Annotated in this window: 14 protein-coding genes; 11 read left to right on the forward strand and 3 right to left on the reverse strand. The window is 57.9% G+C overall.

The features are described from left to right. The first annotated feature begins 48 nt into the window (after positions 1-48). On the forward strand, positions 49-348 hold the full coding sequence (locus DWB63_RS14915; protein WP_241648879.1) for a SemiSWEET transporter: 300 nt from the start codon (positions 49-51) through the stop codon (positions 346-348). A gap of 56 nt (positions 349-404) precedes the next feature. Here DWB63_RS14915 and DWB63_RS14920 read toward each other — a convergent pair whose 3' ends face one another. Beyond that, positions 405-1,679, reverse strand: a complete 1,275-nt coding sequence (locus tag DWB63_RS14920) for an IMP cyclohydrolase (protein ID WP_128329657.1) — start codon at positions 1,677-1,679, stop codon at positions 405-407. Between the two features lie 285 nt (positions 1,680-1,964). Here DWB63_RS14920 and DWB63_RS14925 point away from each other — a divergent pair, with 285 nt between their 5' ends. From DWB63_RS14925 to DWB63_RS14945, 5 genes are all read left to right on the forward strand, one after another. Next, the gene (locus DWB63_RS14925) at positions 1,965-3,635 is read left to right on the forward strand and encodes a methyl-accepting chemotaxis protein (protein ID WP_164879907.1); all 1,671 of its coding nucleotides are present in this window, start codon (positions 1,965-1,967) and stop codon (positions 3,633-3,635) included. 148 nt (positions 3,636-3,783) lie between these two features. Next, the gene (locus DWB63_RS14930; RefSeq protein WP_128329659.1) at positions 3,784-4,176 is read left to right on the forward strand and encodes a hypothetical protein; all 393 of its coding nucleotides are present in this window, start codon (positions 3,784-3,786) and stop codon (positions 4,174-4,176) included. 110 nt (positions 4,177-4,286) lie between these two features. After that, positions 4,287-5,549, forward strand: coding sequence for an adenylosuccinate synthase (locus tag DWB63_RS14935; RefSeq protein WP_128329660.1), 1,263 nt, complete (start codon positions 4,287-4,289; stop codon positions 5,547-5,549). 12 nt (positions 5,550-5,561) lie between these two features. Then, entirely contained in the window at positions 5,562-6,401 is an 840-nt protein-coding gene (locus tag DWB63_RS14940) for a DNA polymerase III subunit delta' (protein ID WP_128329661.1), read from the forward strand. Between the two features lie 2 nt (positions 6,402-6,403). Continuing rightward, complete coding sequence (locus tag DWB63_RS14945; RefSeq protein ID WP_128329662.1) at positions 6,404-6,883, forward strand: GNAT family N-acetyltransferase; 480 nt, start codon at positions 6,404-6,406, stop codon at positions 6,881-6,883. A gap of 104 nt (positions 6,884-6,987) precedes the next feature. Here DWB63_RS14945 and DWB63_RS14950 read toward each other — a convergent pair whose 3' ends face one another. Together DWB63_RS14950 and DWB63_RS14955 are read right to left on the reverse strand one after the other, a co-directional pair. After that, positions 6,988-8,685, reverse strand: a complete 1,698-nt coding sequence (locus DWB63_RS14950) for a Na+/H+ antiporter NhaC family protein (protein ID WP_128329663.1) — start codon at positions 8,683-8,685, stop codon at positions 6,988-6,990. A 293-nt stretch (positions 8,686-8,978) separates the two neighbouring features. Next, entirely contained in the window at positions 8,979-12,812 is a 3,834-nt protein-coding gene (locus tag DWB63_RS14955) for a class I adenylate cyclase (protein WP_128329664.1), read from the reverse strand. Between the two features lie 278 nt (positions 12,813-13,090). Here DWB63_RS14955 and DWB63_RS14960 point away from each other — a divergent pair, with 278 nt between their 5' ends. From DWB63_RS14960 to DWB63_RS14980, 5 genes are all read left to right on the forward strand, one after another. Next, the gene (locus tag DWB63_RS14960; protein WP_128329665.1) at positions 13,091-15,202 is read left to right on the forward strand and encodes an acyl-CoA dehydrogenase family protein; all 2,112 of its coding nucleotides are present in this window, start codon (positions 13,091-13,093) and stop codon (positions 15,200-15,202) included. A gap of 293 nt (positions 15,203-15,495) precedes the next feature. Continuing rightward, entirely contained in the window at positions 15,496-17,352 is a 1,857-nt protein-coding gene (locus DWB63_RS14965; protein ID WP_128329666.1) for a 4Fe-4S ferredoxin, read from the forward strand. 299 nt (positions 17,353-17,651) lie between these two features. Further along, positions 17,652-18,461, forward strand: coding sequence for an electron transfer flavoprotein subunit beta (locus tag DWB63_RS14970; protein ID WP_128329667.1), 810 nt, complete (start codon positions 17,652-17,654; stop codon positions 18,459-18,461). 10 nt (positions 18,462-18,471) lie between these two features. Continuing rightward, positions 18,472-19,482, forward strand: a complete 1,011-nt coding sequence (locus DWB63_RS14975) for an electron transfer flavoprotein subunit alpha (protein WP_128329668.1) — start codon at positions 18,472-18,474, stop codon at positions 19,480-19,482. An 84-nt stretch (positions 19,483-19,566) separates the two neighbouring features. Next, positions 19,567-19,974, forward strand: coding sequence for a rhodanese-like domain-containing protein (locus tag DWB63_RS14980; protein WP_128329669.1), 408 nt, complete (start codon positions 19,567-19,569; stop codon positions 19,972-19,974). Positions 19,975-19,976 lie beyond the last annotated feature (2 nt).

The raw sequence follows: 19,976 nt of genomic DNA on the forward strand, positions 1-19,976 counted from the left end.
TATCATGAAATGGTTGTCAGCGTAAGAGCCGAGGCGTAAGGATAATACATGCAGTTGGACATGATGGAAATAGTCGGTCTGTTGGCCGGGGGATGCACCACGGCTTCCTTTGTGCCGCAGGTTCTGCACACCTGGCGTACCAAGTCCGTGGACGACATTTCCTTGCGCATGTATCTGTTGCTCACCGTCGGCATCGTGATGTGGCTTTTCTACGGAATCCATATCGACTCGCTCTCGGTCATCATCGCCAACAGCGTGACCCTGATTCTTGCCGTCGCCATCCTGAGCATGAAGCTCGCCTTCGGGCGGAAACCCTCCGCGAAGAATCTCGATCGCCGTCCAAAATAAAAGGCTCCGCCGAACTTCTGCCCGGCGAAGCCCCGTTCTGTCTCGTTGCCGGATTATCAGTGCTTGAACGACCGCTGTCCGGTGAAGACCATGGCCACCTGCGGGCTGGCTTCGTTTACGGCCGTGATCACCTCATGGTCGCGGATGGAACCGCCGGGTTGCGCAATGGCGGTGACGCCCTGGTCAATGCACAGGTCCACGCCGTCCCGGAACGGGAAGAAACCGTCGGAAACCACCACCGAGCCGGGCAATCCGCCGCGTGCCTCTTCGGTGCGTTTCTCGATATCGTCCAGCTTGGCCTTCATGGCCGGGTCCTTGATGGCGGCCAGCTTCAGCTCGAACAGGGACATGTTCAGTTCCTTGGATGCCAGCAGGTCCGAATACTTTATGTAGGCCTTGGTCACGGCCAGGAGCACGCAGCCGACCCTGTCCTGTTCGCCGGTGCCGATGGCCGTGGTCACGCCGTCGCGGACGAACAGCACTGAGTTCGAGGTGACACCGGCCTCCACGGCCCAGGCGAAGAGCAGGTCGTCGGCTTCCTGTTTGGAGGGAGCACGGGCAACAAAACGATTGCCGTCCTTTTCCGCCGTGGCGGGGATGAAGTCTTCGGCCTTGAGGATGGCGTTGCGAAAGGAAAACTGGAGGACCATGCCGCCGTCGGTCAGGGACTTGATGTCCAGAAACGGGGTTTTGACCATGCTTTCCAGTTCGGCGATTCCCGGAATCTGCAAAATGCGAAGATTCTTCTTTTTCTTGAGTTCAGCCAAGGCGTCGTCGTCGAATTCGGGAGCTGCCACCACTTCGAAATATACGGAGTTGATCAACTGGGCGGTGGCCAGGTCGAGTTTGCGGTTGACCACCACTGCTCCGCCGAAGGCGGCGATGCGGTCCGCCTCAAAGGCGCGCTTGAGGGCCACTGACACGCCTTCTTCAGTCCAGGCAGCCCCGCAGGGGTTGTTGTGCTTGAGGATGAGCGCTGCCGGTTTGGCGGAAAGGTATTGTAAAATATTCAGGGCGTTGTCCACATCCGTCAGGTTGGTCTTGCCGGGGTGTTTGCCTGCCTGGAGCATATGCTCCTCGGTCAGCGCCGAGACCAGACCCTGGCCTTGGCCTACGAATCTGACGCCTCCGATCTCCAACTGTCCTTCGGCCAATTCGTACAAGGCGGCAGGCTGATCCGGGTTTTCGCCGTAACGAAGCCCCTTGGTCTCGCCGTCGATTTCCCAGGTCCGTTTCTTGAAAATCAGTTCCTGGTCGCCAAGCGTCAGCTTCATGTCTGTCGGGAACGGATCCTGTTGCAAGGTGTGGTACATTTTTTTCAGATCGCTCATCGCTTCAACTCCCTGTTGTGCTCATGTGAGGTGGCGGTCATAGCACAGCTTGCAGTGACGGGCAATAATCCAAAATCTCTCGTGGCACTGAGTCAAATCATAGTGCAACATGCTCATATTCAATCACTTGTTTTAAAAAAACTGTTTAAAAATAATAGATATAACTACCTTTTTGCTTCATTGTTCATTATAGTGATAATACTGAGACATGAGTGGATTCTCAGATGTAATGAAAAGAACGAATGTGCATCGTGAAATGTTCAATGTATTGGAGGTCTTATGGGCATGATGAGATTTCGGGACTGGGGCCTGCAAACCAAGATACTCAGTTTCTTCCTGGCTGCGGTGGCATTGGTTCTGCTTGGTCTGCTTGGTTATTTCCTGCCTGTCGTGGGAAGTTCGTTGATGGAAGAAAAGCGCATGGCCACCAGGAGCGTTGTGGATGTGGCTTACAGCGTCATCGACTATTGGGCGGGACAGGCCAAGTCGGGTGCCTTGACCGAGAGTGCGGCACAGGAAGCGGCCAAGGCAGAGATCGCTACTTTTCGCTACAAGGGTGATGAGTATTTTTGGATCAACGATCTTAGTCAGGTCATCATTGTTCACGGCGTCAAGCCTGATCTTAATGGCAAGGATCTGACAAGCATGAAGGACGAGAACAACGTCTTTATTTTTCAGGAGATGGTCAAGGTATCCAAGGAAAAGGGCGAGGGTTTCGTCAATTACAGCTGGCCCAAGCCCGGTTCCGCCAAGTCGGTTCCCAAGATTTCCTATGTCAAGTTGTACAAGCCCTGGGGATGGATCGTGGGCAGTGGGATCTATGTGGATGACGTCAATGCTCAGGTGGCCTCCCTGCGTTGGCAGATCCTCATACCCACCCTGGTGAGCATGAGTATACTCATAATTATTGTAATGTTCGTACTTCGGAGCATCGTCCGGCCCATGCACGAGGCCGTGGAGGTGTCCAACCGCATGGCCGAGGGTGATCTCACCGTGGACATCGTGTCGCGCAGCAAGGACGAGGTCGGTCAACTCACGGCAGCCATGGCAAACATGCTCAAGGCGTTGCGACAGGTGGTCAGCGAGGTCAGTACGGCAACGGCTCAGGTCACCGCGGGCAGTGAAGAGTTGGCGTCATCCGCAGTGGAGCTGTCTCAGGGTGCCACCGAACAGGCCTCTGCCGTGGAGGAGGTTTCCGCTTCCATGGAGGAGATGATTTCCTCCATCGGGCAGAATGCCGAAAATGCCCAGATCACCAATACCATGACCAATAAGGCGGCTGTGGATACCGAGTCCGGCGGTCAGGCCGTGACCAAGACTGTGGGGGCCATGAAGCAGATTGCCGAAAAGATCTCCATTATCGAGGAAATTGCCCGCCAGACCAATTTGCTGGCCTTGAATGCTGCCATTGAGGCAGCCCGAGCCGGTGAGCATGGCAAGGGATTTGCCGTGGTTGCCGCCGAGGTCCGAAAGCTGGCTGAACGGAGTGGCAGTTCCGCGGCCGAGATCAGCGAACTGTCTTCTTCCAGTGTCCGCGTGGCTGAAGAGGCAGGTTCGCTCTTGGCTCGTATCGTCCCGGATATCCAGAAGACTGCCGAACTGGTTCAGGAGATTTCATCAGCCACCAATGAGCAAAACGAGGGCGGTGTCCAGGTCAACAGCGCCATTCAGGAAATGGACAAGGTCATCCAGCAGAATGCGGCGGCCTCAGAAGAGGTCGCGTCCACTGCTGAGGAACTTTCGGCTCAGGCCGTCCAACTGCAAAAGGTCATGCAGTTCTTCAAGGTCGGGGTTGATTCTGGTTTCTCTGCTCAGGCCCGTGTGACCAAGGCTCCGGCCCGCAAGGTCCAGTCAGCCCCTCGGAAGGCCCTTGCACAGGCAGCCCCCAAGGCTCAAGACGGGGGATTGGACCTCGACATGGATGACATTGATGACTCTGAATTCGAAAAGTTCTAATCATATCATAATCTTAAAAGATAAGCCGTCCGGTTCGCCGGACGGCTTTTTTGTTTGGAAACCGATGTGATTTTGCGTTGGCGGGTCGGCGGGATATTTGGTATGAAGAAAGTCCCGGCATGCGTTATTCATCAATCAAGGAACACCGATGTCAGAAAGCTACATGGAAAAGGCGCTCTTGAAGCTGGCCCGTCAGATCAATGCGTATGACGAGGCCTCGCTCATGAGCCTATGGGAAAAATACGCCGAAAAGGTTCGCCATTTCGAACCCACCAAGAGGTGGGAGGAATCCGTGCTGGTGTTCAACCTCATTCAATCCACCCGTCTCAAGAACCAGCTTTTCAATTACAATTGGGCGCAATCCCGGATGCCCAACGACCCACTGGTCGAGGTTGATCTTGCCGCTCTGACCGCACCTGTTAAGCCTGTGCCTGGGAAATACGCCGCATCGGAAGGGGGCGACGGCGACGGTGCCACTGCCGATGAAAAGAAGGATCGCCGAGGCAAGTTGCTCACCCTGACCCCAAAAAACAGCAAGTAGAAGACTCAAACGGCTGGTTGACAGACGCGCTGGTTTGTATTTACGGATTATAACCGTTTGTGCGCGCAATCCAGGCCGGGCAGGAATTCCGGTATTTCAAGGAGCTAACAATGTCCAATATAGTGGTTTTCGGTTCCCAGTGGGGAGACGAAGGTAAAGGCAAGATCGTCGACATGCTGGCCGAAAAGGCGGACGCCATCGTTCGTTTTCAGGGCGGCAACAATGCCGGACATACTCTGGTGGTCGATGGAGAACAGTGCATCCTGCATTTGATTCCTTCCGGTGTCCTGCACCCCGGCAAGCAATGTCTCATCGGCAACGGCGTGGTCCTGGACCCGGTCGTGTTCTGCCAGGAACTGGACAAGCTCGATGCCAAAGGGCTTGACGTGTCGCCTGCCCGCATGATGATCAGCAAAAAAACGCACGTCATCATGCCGTACCACCAGCTCATGGATAAAGTCCGTGAGTCATCCAAGTCCAAGGACGGCAAGATCGGTACCACAGGTCGGGGCATTGGCCCCTGCTATGAGGACAAGATGAACCGATGCGGCATTCGTGCCGGAGATTTCGCCGACCCCGAGCTGCTCAAGGGCAAGATCGGCAAGGCATTGGAAGAGAAAAACGTTCTTTTCCAGCATCTGTACGGCGCAAAGCCCATGGATGCCCAGACCGTGTTCGACGAGGTCATGCCTGTTGCGGAACGTCTGGTCCCCTATCTGGGTGATGTTTCTTCCGCCATACAGGCGGCCGATTGCGTTTTGTTCGAAGGCGCGCAGGGCACCCATCTGGACATCGACCATGGCACCTATCCTTTCGTGACCTCCTCCAACACGGTCACGGCCAATGCCGCTTCCGGCTCGGGCTGTTCGCCGCGTGAACTGGATCGCATCATCGCCATTGTCAAGGCGTACACCACCAGGGTGGGCAGCGGTCCGTTCCCCACGGAGCAACTGGACGCCGATGGTGAATATCTTCAGAGCAAAGGGCACGAATTCGGCGCCACCACAGGGCGCAAGCGCCGTTGCGGCTGGCTTGATCTGGTCGTGCTCAGGGAGTCCACTCGTCTCAACGGTCCCACGGAACTGGCCATTACCAAACTCGATGTGCTGTCCGGCCTCAAGGAAATCAAGCTGTGCACGGCCTATGACTACAAGGGGGAGCGGATTGCCTATCCGCCCCAGGAAGAGAACGGCATGGCCTACGTCACTCCGGTCTATGAGGTCATGCCCGGTTGGGACGAAGACATCTCCGAAGCGCGGAGCTGGGGCGACCTGCCCGTGAATGCGGTCAACTACCTGAAGCGGATCGAAGAGATATCCGGTGTGAAAATCGGCATAGTTTCGGTTGGCCCGGACCGTATACAGACCTTTTAAGGAGTGTTGGCAATGACGTTGCACGGTGACCCGTTGGCCGCCCTTGCAGGGCAGGAACATGCGGTCAAGCGTCTCAACGCCATTGCTGCCGACCCTCCCCAATCCATTGTTATCGAAGGGGGTGACGCGCAATCACGCGTTGCCCTCGCCTTATACTGGGCCATGAGGCTGAACTGCGCCTCAGGCTCCATTCCGTGCGGCCAATGCCCGGCCTGCAAGCAGATAGGGAACCTTGCCTTCAACGACCTGCTATTTTTTGACGGCCGCGAAGGACTTATCAAGGTGGACCCGGTGCGGGAAACGCGGTCCACCTGGGGCCAGCCGCCCCATGGTGACGGCTATCGGGTGACCATCTTTGCAGAGGCCCAGATGTTCATGACCGAGGCGGCCAACGCCCTGCTCAAATCCCTGGAGGAACCGCGTCCGGGCAATGTTTTTGTCCTGGCCGCTCCACAGCGCGAGCGATTGCTGGAGACGCTGGTATCCCGTTCCTGGGTGGTCACTCTGGCTTGGCCCGACGTGCGCGAGAACTCCCCGGAAGTGACGGAGTGGACCACCGCCCTGGTCTCTTTCTGGCAGAGCGGGCGCGGTTGGTTCGAACGGACCTCTGCCAAGGGAGCGGTCAACAAGGACCTGGCCATGGACGTGGTGCTCGGAATGCAGCGTGAACTGCGCGAGGCATTTTCCGGGTCCTGCGCGACAAGGCTCTCGCAGGGATTGGCCAAAGCCTATGGACCGGCTGAACTTAGACGTATCGGTCTGATCCTTGAACAAGCACAGGACGCTCTCAACACGCAGGTGCCGGTTAATCCGGCCATGGTGCTGGATTGGGTAGCCACCCGGATGGTCTAGCCATGTACATCACCGCCTACGCCGATCACGACACCGACGCCATCGTTGAACTTATCACCGGCATTCAGATCGGGGAATTCGGCGTGGCCACCTCAGCGGAAAAACAGCCCGACCTTCGGGATATTCCCGGATTCTACCAACAGGGGGCTGGGAATTTCTGGCTCGCCTTTGAAGGTGACGAGCTGGTGGGAACCATCGCCCTCAAGGATGTGGGGGACGGCGTGTGCGCATTGCGCAAGATGTTCGTGAAAAAGGAGTACCGGGGCAAGGAGCGCGGTGTTGCCGTCGCCCTGATGCAGACGTTGTTGTCTTGGGCGCGGAGCAACGGGGTCAGGGAAATCTACCTTGGCACCGTGGATATTTATCACGCCGCCCATCGCTTTTACGAGAAGAACGGCTTTACCGAAGTCTCCCCCGGTCAGGTGCCGGAGTCGGTGCCGTTCATGGAGGTTGACGTCAAATTTTATCGGTATTGCTTCTGACGGAGTGTTTTTTTTAAGCGTTTGCTGATTGTGGAACGCTGAGGGGATATGTTTTTGCCCGGATCGACTCTGCCGATCCGGGCATTTTTGTGTCGGTGAAGGTTTTATCCTTCGATCCGTTTGCCGAAGACGCGGACAACGCCCACCACCATCAGGCTGCCTGCCAACAGGGTTACCCACGCCGGGGCGCCAAGTCCGGCCGGGATGTATCCGGCGAGGATGGAGACCGCAGCCACTGTCAGCGAGTAGGCGAGCTGTGTGCGTACATGGTCGATGTGGTCGCAGCCGGCCCCCATGGAAGAGAGGATGGTGGTGTCTGAGATGGGGGAGCAGTGGTCGCCGAAGATGGCCCCGGTGAGCACGGCTCCGATGTTCAGGATCACGAAGTCCGGGTTCGGGTTGAGGGCGAAGGACAGGGGAATGGCCAGGGGCATGAGGATGCCCATGGTGCCGTATGAGGTTCCTGTTGCAAAGGAGATGACCGAACCGAGGATGAAGATGATGCTCGGCAGCAGGAAGGGAGGCAGTGAATCGGAAAGCACGCCCACGAGATAGAGCGCGGTGCCCAGGTCCTTCATGATGCCGGACAGGGACCAGGCCAGAAGCAGGATGACCGCCGTGATGTTCATGGATTTCACGCCCGTGACAAAGGTCTCGATGGCCTCCTTGATGGGCATGATCTTTTTGATCACGGCCATGGCTATGGCCACCAGGCTGGCTACCAGGGCAGCCTGGAACAGCACCACGGAGGCGTCGGATGCTCCGAAGCAGATGCGCATGGAAGTGAAACTCAGGGGGGCTGCGTCGATGGAGGCAAGCTGGGCCGCGTCTTCGATTGCGCCGTAGCCGTTGAAGTAGAAACCCAGGAAGGCCGCCGCGATAAGGGTGCCGATGGGCAGGATGGCGCTCCAGACCGAGGGGATCACATGGGGGGCGGGTACCAGGCTGGAGGTTTCGTCCGAAGACATGAGCGTGGCGCTGTCGGAAAACACCTTGCCCGAACGGGCGCGGTTCTCAGCGGCGCGCATGGGGCCGAATTCGCGGAGAAACCAGATGGTGCACAGGATGAAAAGCAGGATGAAGATGTTGTAGAACCGGTAGGGAATGGTTTCCACGAAGACGCCGTATGCATTGGCTTCCAGGCCGATCATCGTGTACCCGTCGCGGATCAGGCCCACCTCGTATGCCACCCAGGTGGATATCAGGGCGATGCCCGCGATGGGGGCAGCGGTGGCGTCGATGATGAAGGCCAGTTTTTCGCGGGAGACATGAAGCTTGTCGGTGACCGGTCGCATGATCGGTCCTACGGTCAGGGAGTTGGCGTAGTCGTCGAAGAAAATGAGCAGGCCCATGAACCAGGCGGAAAACTGTGAGGAGCGGGGTGTTTTGGCCCATTTGGCGATGGCTTCGGCAATGGCTTGGGCACCGCCCATCTTGGAGATGAGGGCTATGAGTCCGCCGATGGCCAGGACCTGGAGTACGATGCCGGCATTCCACGTATCCGCAAGGGAGGCCAGCAGTTGGCCGGACAGGCTCAGGAAGCCGCCGATGATTGCATGATAGACATCCCATCCGTCCAGTTTGAGCATGAAGCAGCCGGAGAAAACCCCGATGAATAATGAAAGAACAACGTTCTTGCTGACAAAGGCGAGGATGATGGCCAGAAGGGGCGGAATGAGTGTCAACAGGCCGAAAGCCTCGGCGTTGGCAACGCCCTGCGGTTGACCTGCGGCCAGAGCCGGACAGGCGAAGACGATGGAGATGAGAGTGACAATAACGGCGAACAGTACTCGAAGTCTCATGAAATTCCCTTTAGAAATTGAGCGTTTTGATGGATGAGAGATGGAATTGATCCATATCTACAAAAATGTCTGTTTTGAATGCGCTCAGGCGTAGACTATTCAAACCGCTTTGTCGATAAAAAGTACTCTTTGGAGAAATGAGCCGGAACGGCTCGTTGAATCAGAGTTGAAGCGGAGGGAACCGGGTCTCCCTTTCCACCGGGAGGGTCACTGTTTTCGGCATCTTCAAGGTCTGTCTTCGCGCGAACTTCGGATCACTGCGTAATACGGAGGCGTTGGCGTATGGTGCTTGCCTATACCAGAGGGAACCGTTTGCATTGCGAGCCCTTGGGGACGAACAGGCTCATTTTCGGGGGGTCGGGAACGGGTTGATCAAGCTTGTGGGCCAGGAACTGGGAGGGACTGCGTTCGAGTATCTGGCCGGGCCGGAGGAACGTCCGGCAGAACATTTCGCCCCAGTTGGTTGTATAAAGTACGGCGGCCTGCTCTATCCGTTTGGAGTCCGGAGGGGCCGTCAGGTTGAAGATGAAGAAGGCGCTGGTGACCCTTTCCGAATGCAGGCCTTCGTTGATGTCGCGTTCAAAGGTCTGCGCAAAGGGAAAGAACTCGTGGAGCGAGGTCATGACCTTTTGCAGGTCGGCAACGGCAATGGGGGCAATGGAGCGGTCGGCCTGGAGCAGGCTTCGGGGTTGGTATATGCGGTTGGCCAGCAGCCAGGCCATCATGTGGACCGGATCAGGGTTGCGGTGCAGGAGTTGAAGCGCATCGGCCGACTGCTTCGCTTCCACGGCCGTGCCGCCCCGAACGGCCCAGATGGGTGGACTGCCCGGTTTTCTTTCTGCGGAGAAATGCAGGATGGGAAAGCCTGTGTCTTTGATGTCCATGAAGGGAACCCGCATGATCTTATGCTTTTTCTTGGCGAAGTTGGCACCGATGCGGCGGCCCATGCGGGTCAGGTCCTCGGCATTGATCATGGCTTTGGTTTTGCCCTTTTCGTTCAGCCCTTCCTGAATTCGCTGGTAGGTGTCCACCATGTATTGGCGGACCAGGGCCCCCATTCGCAGGGATTTTTCAAAGGGCCAGGACCTGTTGATCCTGGCGATGCGGTCCGGTTCGACATAGCCTGAGCCGAACAGGACCGAGATCAGGCTTTCGTCCTCGGGCCGCGTGGTCAGGTTCATGAAAAACGGGATGTCCGAAAGGTTGGCTTTGAGCCGGAAGGATTCCTTGAGCAGGGCTGATGCGTTGGTCTCGTTCCGCTCCTGGTAGTAGGCGTGCAGGATGGAGAAGAGCGCGGTGTAGGGATCCGTGTTCAGTTTGCCCTGTCGATTGCGCGTCAGGTTGCGCTTGATGCGGTCGCACAGGGGCAGAGTCGAGGTGTGGGGTGAGGCATATATTTCAAGCAGGCCGAGCTTGAGCACCGACTTGAAGGGCGAATGCACGGCCTTGACCATCTGCCAGAGCGATCCTCCGAAATATTCGGATGGTGGAACCGGCGCGAGATAGCCGAAGTCCTCCAGCCGCGGTTTTCCGCAGATGGGGTAGCGGCGGGAAGCGGAAATGCAGGCGTCATATATCTTGCAGCTGGCGCCCGCAGGGGTCACCCACCAGGCGATGTTTTTGCCCGCCAGCTTCAATGCGGTTCGGTAGAATTCCTCTTTCAGGAGCAAAGCCTGGGCCGACCCGGAACTTTCCTCGTCACCGGACAGGAAACGGTTGTCGCGGACATCGTCCATGCGCATGGGGTAGAAGTGGACCTCCATGGCGAATTCGCTTTCCGCCCACAGGGCGATGGCGTCCAGCTTGCGCTTGAGATCGGCCTCCATGGTCAGGGTTATATCGCTGTCGTAGCAGACCCAGCAATCGAGGTCCGACTTGGCGGTTTGGGCCACGGTGCCGAGGCTGCCCATGGAATATACTGCCAGAATGCGGACATCCGGGGCGGTGTTTCTTGCCGGAAAATCGCCGAAGTGCTGCCTGGCGAGCTCCAGTGTCGTCAATTCGGGATAATATTCCCAGACCCGGCAGGTCGGCACCTGCCCGAAATTGAATTTGCGCTCGAAGGTGTCGGTGTCGAGCAACAGCGGCAGTATGCGCAGGAATACCTGCTGATCGCGGCTGATGGTGTTCATGGCCCGGTTCAGGCGCTGGCGGTTGTTTTCGAGCATCCGCCTTTCCCTCCGCATGAAGGTCAACTCCCTGGACCATGCATTCAAGGCTTTTTGGGTCAGGAAGGGGTCTGTTTCCTTGGTCTTGGGAATGCCGTTTTTTTCCACTTCCCTGGCGAACAGGGTCATTTGGCGGATGCGGTTGGCCAGGAACTGGGGATGACCGGCGTCGGAGTTCTTGATGATGGATCGGGTCACTGTTGTCCCCGGCATGTCGATGGAAGTGAAATTGCACTCCCGAATATACATCGCATGCAGAATGGAATCGATGAATTCCACCCCCTGAAAATCGTTGCCGATCAGCTCGGTGTACGTAAAGTCAGTGGTCCCGAACCTGGTCGCCCGCAGGGAGCACCTATGAAAGCTTGATCCTGCCAGGGTGCAGGCGGCCACGTCCGTCATGTCCAGTTTGGTGTTCAGGAAGGCCGTATCGCCCATGCCGCAATTGCGGAATCGGCACTCCTCGAAGGTGCAGTCGGTGAAGACCGTCCCCTTGAAGGAGCAGTCGTTGAATGAGCAACCGGCAAAGGTGGTCCTGGAAAATTCAGTGCCCGTGAAGTCCGTATTCTTGAATTCGGAGCTTGTCAGCAGGCAGAGTGAAAAAACGGTATCGTCGAGGGAGGTTCCGGCCACCTTGGTTCGGGTAAAGGTGGTCCGGGTGAATTCAGAGCCGGTCAGGGTCAGCCCTGTCAGTTCCCGTCCGTCCATTTCCGTGTCTTCCACACGAGAGGAGGGCAGTTTCATGTCTCGGAGGTTGTTGAATTTCGGGAGCAGTTCTTCGAGGGACTTGGGTCTGGATTTGAAGAGCCTTTTGAAAAATCCGGATTGCGCGGGATCGTCGGTGTTTTCCTTCTTGGGCCTGGATTTGATGGCCGTTGTAGCGTGGGATAGGGAAGCGGCCTGTTTGGACAGGCACTGCCGGGTGATGTTCCGGGTGAAATCAGGCGCTATGGCTTCCAGTACTCCCAGCATTTCCATGTGGATATCCAGCTGGGCGTCCTCCGGGAACGAAGCGATGTACTGCATGTGACCAATGTCGCCCAGGAGGGGCGCACGCGATATGGCCGCGTTTTTCAGTCCCGGCATTTTGCCGCGTACGGATGCCAGCAGCTTTCCCGCACCGGGATGATCCTGTGCTATGATAGCCTCCAGACAGGCGCCGGCCAATCCATTGGCTGCATTGGACAAGGTCTTGAGCAGCATTCCCATGATGGTCTTGTTGCCTGCTTCGCCCAGGGCCGTGATGGTACGCAGGACAGTGACGTTCGGCACTATCTGATTCAGTTCCACTGCCTTGGCCAGGGCTTCCGCATAGTTGGCGTCGCCTATTCCCCGGATGATCCGGCAGAGTTGCTCAAGTTCGGGTCCACTGGTGCCGTTGGTAAGCCTGGCATTGATCCAGCGACCGAAAAGCCCGCCGACAATGATCTGTCTGACCGGGAAGGCCAGGGTTATGCCCTGCTCTCCCAATCGGGCCACGAACGGGGCCAGTTCTGCCGGGTCCGTGCCCATCAGTGGTTTGAGCAGATTTTCGAGCCAGTTCAGAATCTCCTTGTCGTTGTTGCCCGGATAGTTCAGGAGCATCTCGTGGGCCAGGGCCAGTCTGTCCTGGGCGGGCCAGGAGGCGACCTTGGCGGCCAGTTGGGGGATGGGCATTGTTTTCCCGGAAACGAAGCGGGAGCAGAGGGCACGGCCAAATCTGCCGGAACGGACAAGGGCCTGCAGACAGCTTTGCATGGTTTGAATATCGTTCGAATTGCCTGCAATGCGATAGAAGGTAAGCACAACTTCGGTCAGAGCGGTCGCATCGACTTGTCCGGGAGATGGTGTGGCATCGCACCATTGCATGAATTCGATTGCCAAATCGCCAATACCGGCCCCGTCTGTCATGCCGGGGTCGTTTATGCAATGATCCAATGCCTTGGAAATGATCCCTATGTTCGATTGTTTTTCGCCCATTCCTCAATAACCGCCTTTGGATGATTCCACGATATTGCAGGTATTTGAGCGCGAAGTCAAAACTCTATCGTCACATTTTCGAAAATGCCGGGACGGCACTGTTCCCGATGCCGATTCAGCGCACACCGGGATAGGCGGGAAAAGTCCGGGAAGCCTCTGAAACACTCGTTTGAAAGGCAAAAACATTTTGACTCGACCATGACAATGGCCTATCGTCGCGACCTATTACTGAATATCAAGAAATCCAGTACCAAATCAACTTTTCAGGAAAGACACTTATGTATACACTGCGTACTCTTCCGGGAGATGACGTTCGTCAGATCATGTGGCGTTTCGCCGAGCGTTTCGACCTCCAGATGTCCATCCAGTCCGCCCGATCCATCGCCCGCAGCACGGTTGCCAAATTGGTGGCCGAAGGTGCCCGCAACACCCACGAATGGACCGACCAGAAAGGCGAACTCCTGACCGCCTTTGACCAGTCCGGGCTGACCGCTTTGTTCATGGACCCCCATCAGGGAGGATTCATTGAAGGACCCAAGAATCTGGCCCTGGCCCTGGTCGCCTTTGAGTTGGCCTGGGTCGATGCCGGTGCCGCTACCTCTTCGCTGGCCTCCTGTCTGGCTCTGGCTCCCATTCATGAGAAGGGCACCTCTGAACAGCGTGACAAATACATGGCCGCATGTGTTCCGCCCCAGCCGGGCGAAGACCGGAACATCTGGCGCGGCGCATTCGCCCTGACCGAGCCGTTGCCGTATATCGGCGTGGACACCGGTGTGCTTTGCGGCAAGGCCACTGTGGCTGATTGGCAGGACGGTGAAGAGCCCATGCTGCAGATTGACAAGCGCGGCCGGTTCATCACCAACATGGATTTCGCCAACTTCGTCACCGCTGCCGTGGAATCCAAGGATGACCGCATCAAAGGCACTTTCATGATCATCCTCGAGGATACCGACGAAGGCACCTTCGATCGTGGCGCGCCCACCCTCAAGATGGTCCACCAGCTTTCCTCCACCCGCGACCCCGTGCTGAATCTCAAGGTTCCGGCCTCCCGCATCATCGGCGGCTATGACGTGGTTGACGGCGTGATCGTACCCAAGTTCAACCATTCCGAGATCATCGGCGCGGTCTTCCACCGCACCCGCATTCCCGTGGGCCTGATGACCTCGGCCAAGCTTCTCTCTGCCGTTGAACCGGTCATCCGGTATCACCGCAACCGGTTCAGGGGCGGCGATGCCTGTTCCGAAGGTTCTCCCCGTTTTGACAAGGGAATCCAGATTAACGAGGACGCGCTCCAGCGTCTGGCTGATGTCTGGGCGTCCGGCGAGGCTGGATGTTCCCTGGCGTTCGCCGCAGCCCGCCTTGCCGACCGTTTCGATCCCGTTGAAAAGGCCAAGGAGGCCCATTTCACCGCACAGGGCGTCACCAGCATCCGCAAGCAGATGTCGGCCCTGCGCGAGTTGAAAGAGCAGGTTCGCGAATTCATTGATCTCGAATACGCCCCCGCAGCCGAGCGAGACCATGCACGGTATGCCGATCTGCAAGGCGATACCCTGGTCCAGTATTCCTACATGGAAGCCCTGGCCGGTGTCCTCAATCCCGGCGTGAAGCTCTGGAACACGGGCGAGGGTGCCAACAAGATGCGCGAGGCCGTGGCCCTGGTCGGCGGCTACGGCATCACCGAGGATTGCCCCGGTTTCCTCATGCAAAAATGGACCGACTGCCAGCTTGAGGCCACCTATGAAGGCCCCGAGGCCGTGCAGCGCCGTCACCTGACCCTGACCATGACGTCCGAAATATTCCAGTACATCATGGAAAACTGGATCAAGCAGATGCAGGCGGCAGGCGCCAACGTGCCTGGTTTGGGCGGGTTTGTCCTCGCCTCTGCCATGGAACTGTGGCAGCACACGCTTGAGTTCCTTCAGAACGCCAAGGATGATGAGGGCCGCAAACTTTACCACAACAAGCGGCAGGGCGTGACCTTCCCCATGGCCGATGCCCTGGGTTGGTTGCTCGGACCGTATTTCATGGCTACCGACGTCATGGAGCTCATCGAAAAAGGTCCCATGTCTCCGACTTTGGCAGAAGGCCTTGAAGATTTGACCAGTTTTTATAAGGACATGTGTCATATTCAGGCCGCTCGAGCCGCCGGTGAAGTGGCCCGTATCTGCACCGAGTTGGTCTACGGTTTCAACACCTGCTGTTGCAACGCGCCTACCGCCGAACCGGGAGTCAGGGTCGAATGTACCGGTCGCCAGGATCTTGCAAAGTTCCGTGAACTCAAGGCCAAGGTCGACATGTGCATGGCCGGTTCCCGTATGGCCAAGGATCGCGCCGGCAGTGCCCTGGCCAACGTGATGATCCCCGAGGCCCTTGATTACCCGATGGGCTAAATTGAGAAAACATGATGCGGGGGGAGACCTTTTGAATAATGTTTCCCTCTCGCATTCTTCCTTCCAAAGCAATTTGTGGCTACGCCGCCGGGTCGATTGGAAGGGAATATGCAGAAGTAGGGTGGCGTAGTGGGGGGGTGCGTATTTTAAGCTCGTGCCGCCTGGGGAGCGAATCAAACGGCGCACGAGGATGTAGCGATGACGCACAGACTTAAGCGCCGTTTGATACAAAATTTTTGGAGGATTCTTGAGGAACCTTTTTCAGGAGGTTCCTTAAGTCGCCGGAGGCAAAAATGAGTGATCCTGTTGAGATTCCAGATGTTCCTCGTGCCGAGATGGAGACGGATATTGTCTGTGTCGGTTTCGGGCCTGCTGCCGGCGGGTTCCTGACCACGTTGACCCGCGGTCTGATGAACGAGGACGGCACTTTCGTGGCCGAATCCAGGGCCATGCCGGGAATGCCGCCGCAGGTGATCTGCTATGAGCGGGCCGACGATATCGGCTTCGGCGTCTCGGGCGTGGTCACCAAGGGAAGGGCCATCAGGGCGAGCTTCCCCGATCTCGATCTGTCCCAGATTCCCATGGCCCACGAGGTCACGGAAGAGAAGATCCTCTTCCTCAAGGACCCGGTGGGCGCCAGCCGCCGCCCCGGTCTGTTCAAGCTGGCCGACAAGGTGCTGGGCAAGTGGATGGAAGACGATGCCTATGAGCTTCCTTACATCCCGGCGTTCCTGGAAAAACATCCCGGCATGATCTGTTCCATCGGCCAGCTCAACCAGTGGGTGGGCGGCAACCTGATGGGGACCGGTATGGCGCAGATATGGCCTTCCAGTCCCGTGGCCGAGCCGCTCATGGACGGCAGGACCGTCAAGGGTGTGCGCATGGCCGACCAGGGCGTGGACAAGGATGGTACCCCCGGCGCAGGGTACATGCCCGGCATGGACATGAAGGCCGCCTTGACCGTGGTGGCCGATGGTCCGGTGGGGCCGGTGGGCCTGCACCTGGACCGCGAACTCGGTTTGCCCGAGGGCAACCACCGGCGTGAGTGGGCCGTAGGCATGAAGTGTGTGGTGGACCTGCCCGAAGGGTGCGACTGGAAACCCGGCACCGTGTTGCACACCATTGGCTATCCCGAGCCTGAGATTTTCGGATTTTTGTATGTCTACCCCGGCAATGTCGCCTCAATGGGCATTTTCGTGCCTTCCTGGTTCGACAATCCGGTGCGTACCGCCTATCGCTACATGCAGCATTGGATGCTCCATCCGTATCTGTGGAAGCGTCTTGAGGGCGGCACCATGCGTTCCTGGGGGGCCAAGTCGCTCAATGAGTCCGGCAAGTGCGGCGAGCCGTTCCTGTGCGGCGACGGGTTTGCCCGCATAGGCGAGGGGTCCGGTTCTACCAATGTGCTCACCGGCTCCGGCGTGGACGAGGCCTGGGCCACCGGCGTGCAACTCGGCGAAGCCGTGCTGGAACTGCTCAGGGAAGGCAGGGACTTCACCAAGGAGAACCTGGAAAACACTTATGTTTCCCGTCGAAGGGCGTCCTGGGTGGAGCGTGAGGCCGAGGTGGCCAAGAAATCCCGCGACGGTTTCACCAAGGGCATCCTCTCCGGATTCCTTGGCATGGGGCTGACCGGCCTGACCAACGGCTTGATCAATATGCCGGGCAAGGCGTTGAAGCCGCAGGATCGCATCCCGACCGTCGAGGAATATTTCAAGGGATACATCCATGAAGGTGAGATTCGGGAGATCCGCGCCGAGTGCGCCAAGAAGGGCGCAAGTCTGCATGACGCGCTCATGGACCGCGTGGGCTGGCCGGAGATTCCCCTGGACGGCACATTGCTGGTCTCGCATCAGGACGCGCTGCTCATGGGCGGCAAGGTCCAGGCCAATCCCGGTTATGGCGACCATGTCCGTTTTGCGGACCCCGCCGTCTGCGCCGTCTGCCGCGAACAGGTCTGTATCGAGGCATGTTCGGGCCAGGCTATTTACGCTAATCCCGAGGGAGGCACTCCTCTTTTCGATCGGGAAAAATGCGTGCATTGTGGCGCATGTCTTTGGAATTGCAGCAAGTCCGACCCCAAGGACACTGAGCGCACGAATGTTAAGTTTCGGGGCGGTTCCGGCGGGCTGCATTCCGTGGAGAATTAGAGTAAAGACAGGATCGAACCGCCTGCGGCGGGATCGGTCGGGTGATTTCGTCTCTCCGAACCGTGCGGGCTGGAACCCCATGTCGCCTTGGGCGAAGTGTTTCATTGAAAAGAAGTCGTACTGACGCGGCCAAAGATCCCCGCGAAGCGCGACAAAAAGTTTTGGAGATTCTTAAGAACCTTTTTCAAAAGGTTCTTAAGCCGCCGGAGGCACCCTCCGCACAGCGGACCGTAGCCGAAGGCAATGAATGGACGGCATGAGAAATACGATTGCCGCCACTAATCTAAGGAGAACATTGAATGGGTAGTGAATTCCACATCGTGGTCTGCGGCTCCATCGTACCGGACCCGCTCCAGACGCTTGCCCCCCAGGACGGTCCTGCCGGTCCGACCTTGAAAAATGAAATGATGCTTCCCGCCGTGCTCGACCCCTGGGCCGGACACGCTCTTTACGAGGCCGCCAACCTGGCTGCCAAGAATCCCGGAAGCCAGGTCTGGCTTGTCAGCCTCGGCCCCAAGGCCAAGCTCCAGCAGGTCATGATGTCCGTGGCGCAGAAAGTGCCGTTCCAGTTGGTGGTGGCCGACGGCTCCGCTTCCGGGTTCGTGGACAGCTATGAGACCGCCAAGATCCTGGCCGACACCATTGATGGCGTTGCCGGGTTGGACAAGTCCAAGCTGTTGCTTTTCGGCGGCTGGCAGTCTGCCTCGCGCGGTTCCGGCGCGGTCATGCAGATGGTTGGCGAACTGCTCGGCGTGACCGAACAGTTTCAGGGTGTGGACAGGATCACCGTGGCCGATGATGGCTCCATCGAGGTGCTTGAGCGCGTGGAAGGCGGGGCTTATCAGAAGTCCGTGGTTGACGGTGCGCCCGCAGCTTTTGGCTGGGCCACCGGCGAACTGCCCGAACCTCCGAACAATCCCCAGATCGGTATGCAGAACATGCAGAAGAACATGCCCGCTTTGATGCAGGCCAAGCCTGCAGACCTGTCCGGTTCCAGCTTGTCCTTCGCCTCGGTGCAGGTGCCGCAACAGCGGCGCGAGACCCGCATCGTCAAGGACATGCCGGTGGATGACATGGCCAAAGAAATCGTCGAATGGATCAAGGGTTAAGGGGGTTGTCATGACAGTTTTGTATCTTGCACACACCGAATGCGACAATTCCCTGCACAAGTCTGCCCTTGAGGCGTTGACTGCTGCCAAGGCCCTGGCCGAGGGGTTGGGTGCTGATTTGGCCGTGGGTCTCATCGGCGCTGATATCACTGCCGCCGCCGACGCCATAGGCGGATGCGGCGCGAAATTTTACGGCGTGTCCGGCGGAGACTTTGCGGACGGCCGGTATGCTTCCGATCTGGCCGCAGCCGAGGCCGTAGCCAAGGCCTGCTCCGCAGAGATCGTGGTGGCTCCGGCCACTTCCCGTTTCAGCCGAGCCCTGCCGGGGCTGGCCATCCGTCTGAACGGTCGCGTGGACACCCACCTGTCCGGCCTGGACGTGGTGGAGGGCAAGCCTGTCGCCAAGCGCTGGTTCTATCGCCAGCGCATGGAAGGCACCCTGACCCGTGAAGAGCGCCCCTGGGTGCTGACTCTGGACTCGGGTTGCGCTGAAGCCTTTTCCGGCGCCGGTTCCGCGGATGTCGAGAATGTGGCTGTTGACGTTTCCGGTGTGCGCACCCGGATCGCGGGCATGGAGTGCGTATCCGAGGATGCGCAGACCATTCGTCCGGATGCCGCGCTGCTCCTTGTGGCCGGTGCTGGCTGGACCAAGAAGCAGGCCGACGGCGCCACCCATGTGGAAGTGGCCGAGGAAACCATCATGAGCTTCCTGACCGCCACCAAGAGTTCGCTTGGTTCCTCCAAGTCCCTGGTGGACATCTCCGGCGAGGGCGGTGCGGTCATATCCTTTTTGACGCACATGCATCAGGTCGGCCAGACCGGTGCCACGCCGCGCCATCCCAAGGGATTGTCCACCTGTTGCCACGGTGAGGAGCCGCATGTTGTCGGCTGGCGTTTTATCAAGGAACGTCGGGCCATCAACACCGATGCCGGCTGCGGATGGGCTCAGGGCAAGTGTGATGTTCTCTATGTCGGCGATGCCTTTGCCATTATGGAGAAGGTCAACGCACTGCTTGGCTAATCCCGGCGAATACGTGATAAATGAAGCCGCACCTGCTAAGCAGGTGCGGCTTCTTCATTGACGTTTATCAGGTAGGAGTATCCCATGAAACGTATAGTAATCGTCTTCATCTTTGCTCTCGTGGCTGCGGGCCTGATTTTCTATATGAATCTCGATCCGTCCATGCCTACCGGATACATGTCCATGAGCGCTGTCCAGGCCCAAACCGAGCTGGCCAGGACTCGGGAGGCGCACATCCTCGACATCCGCACCCCGGCCGAGTTCGCTGAGGGACATATCGAGAACGCGGTGAATCTGGATTTCTACAGGCAGGATTTTAGCAACGATCTCGGAAAATTGGATAAGAATGCGCTCTATTTCATCTATTGTCGTTCCGGGAACCGGAGTTCCCAGGCCCTGGCCATTTTGAATAAACTGGGATTCACCAGAATCTGGCATCTGAAAGACGGCATCAATGATTGGAAGCGGGAAGGACTGCCTTTGTTCAGGTAGGT

Source organism: Pseudodesulfovibrio sp. S3 (assembly GCF_004025585.1).
Lineage (GTDB): Bacteria > Desulfobacterota > Desulfovibrionia > Desulfovibrionales > Desulfovibrionaceae > Pseudodesulfovibrio.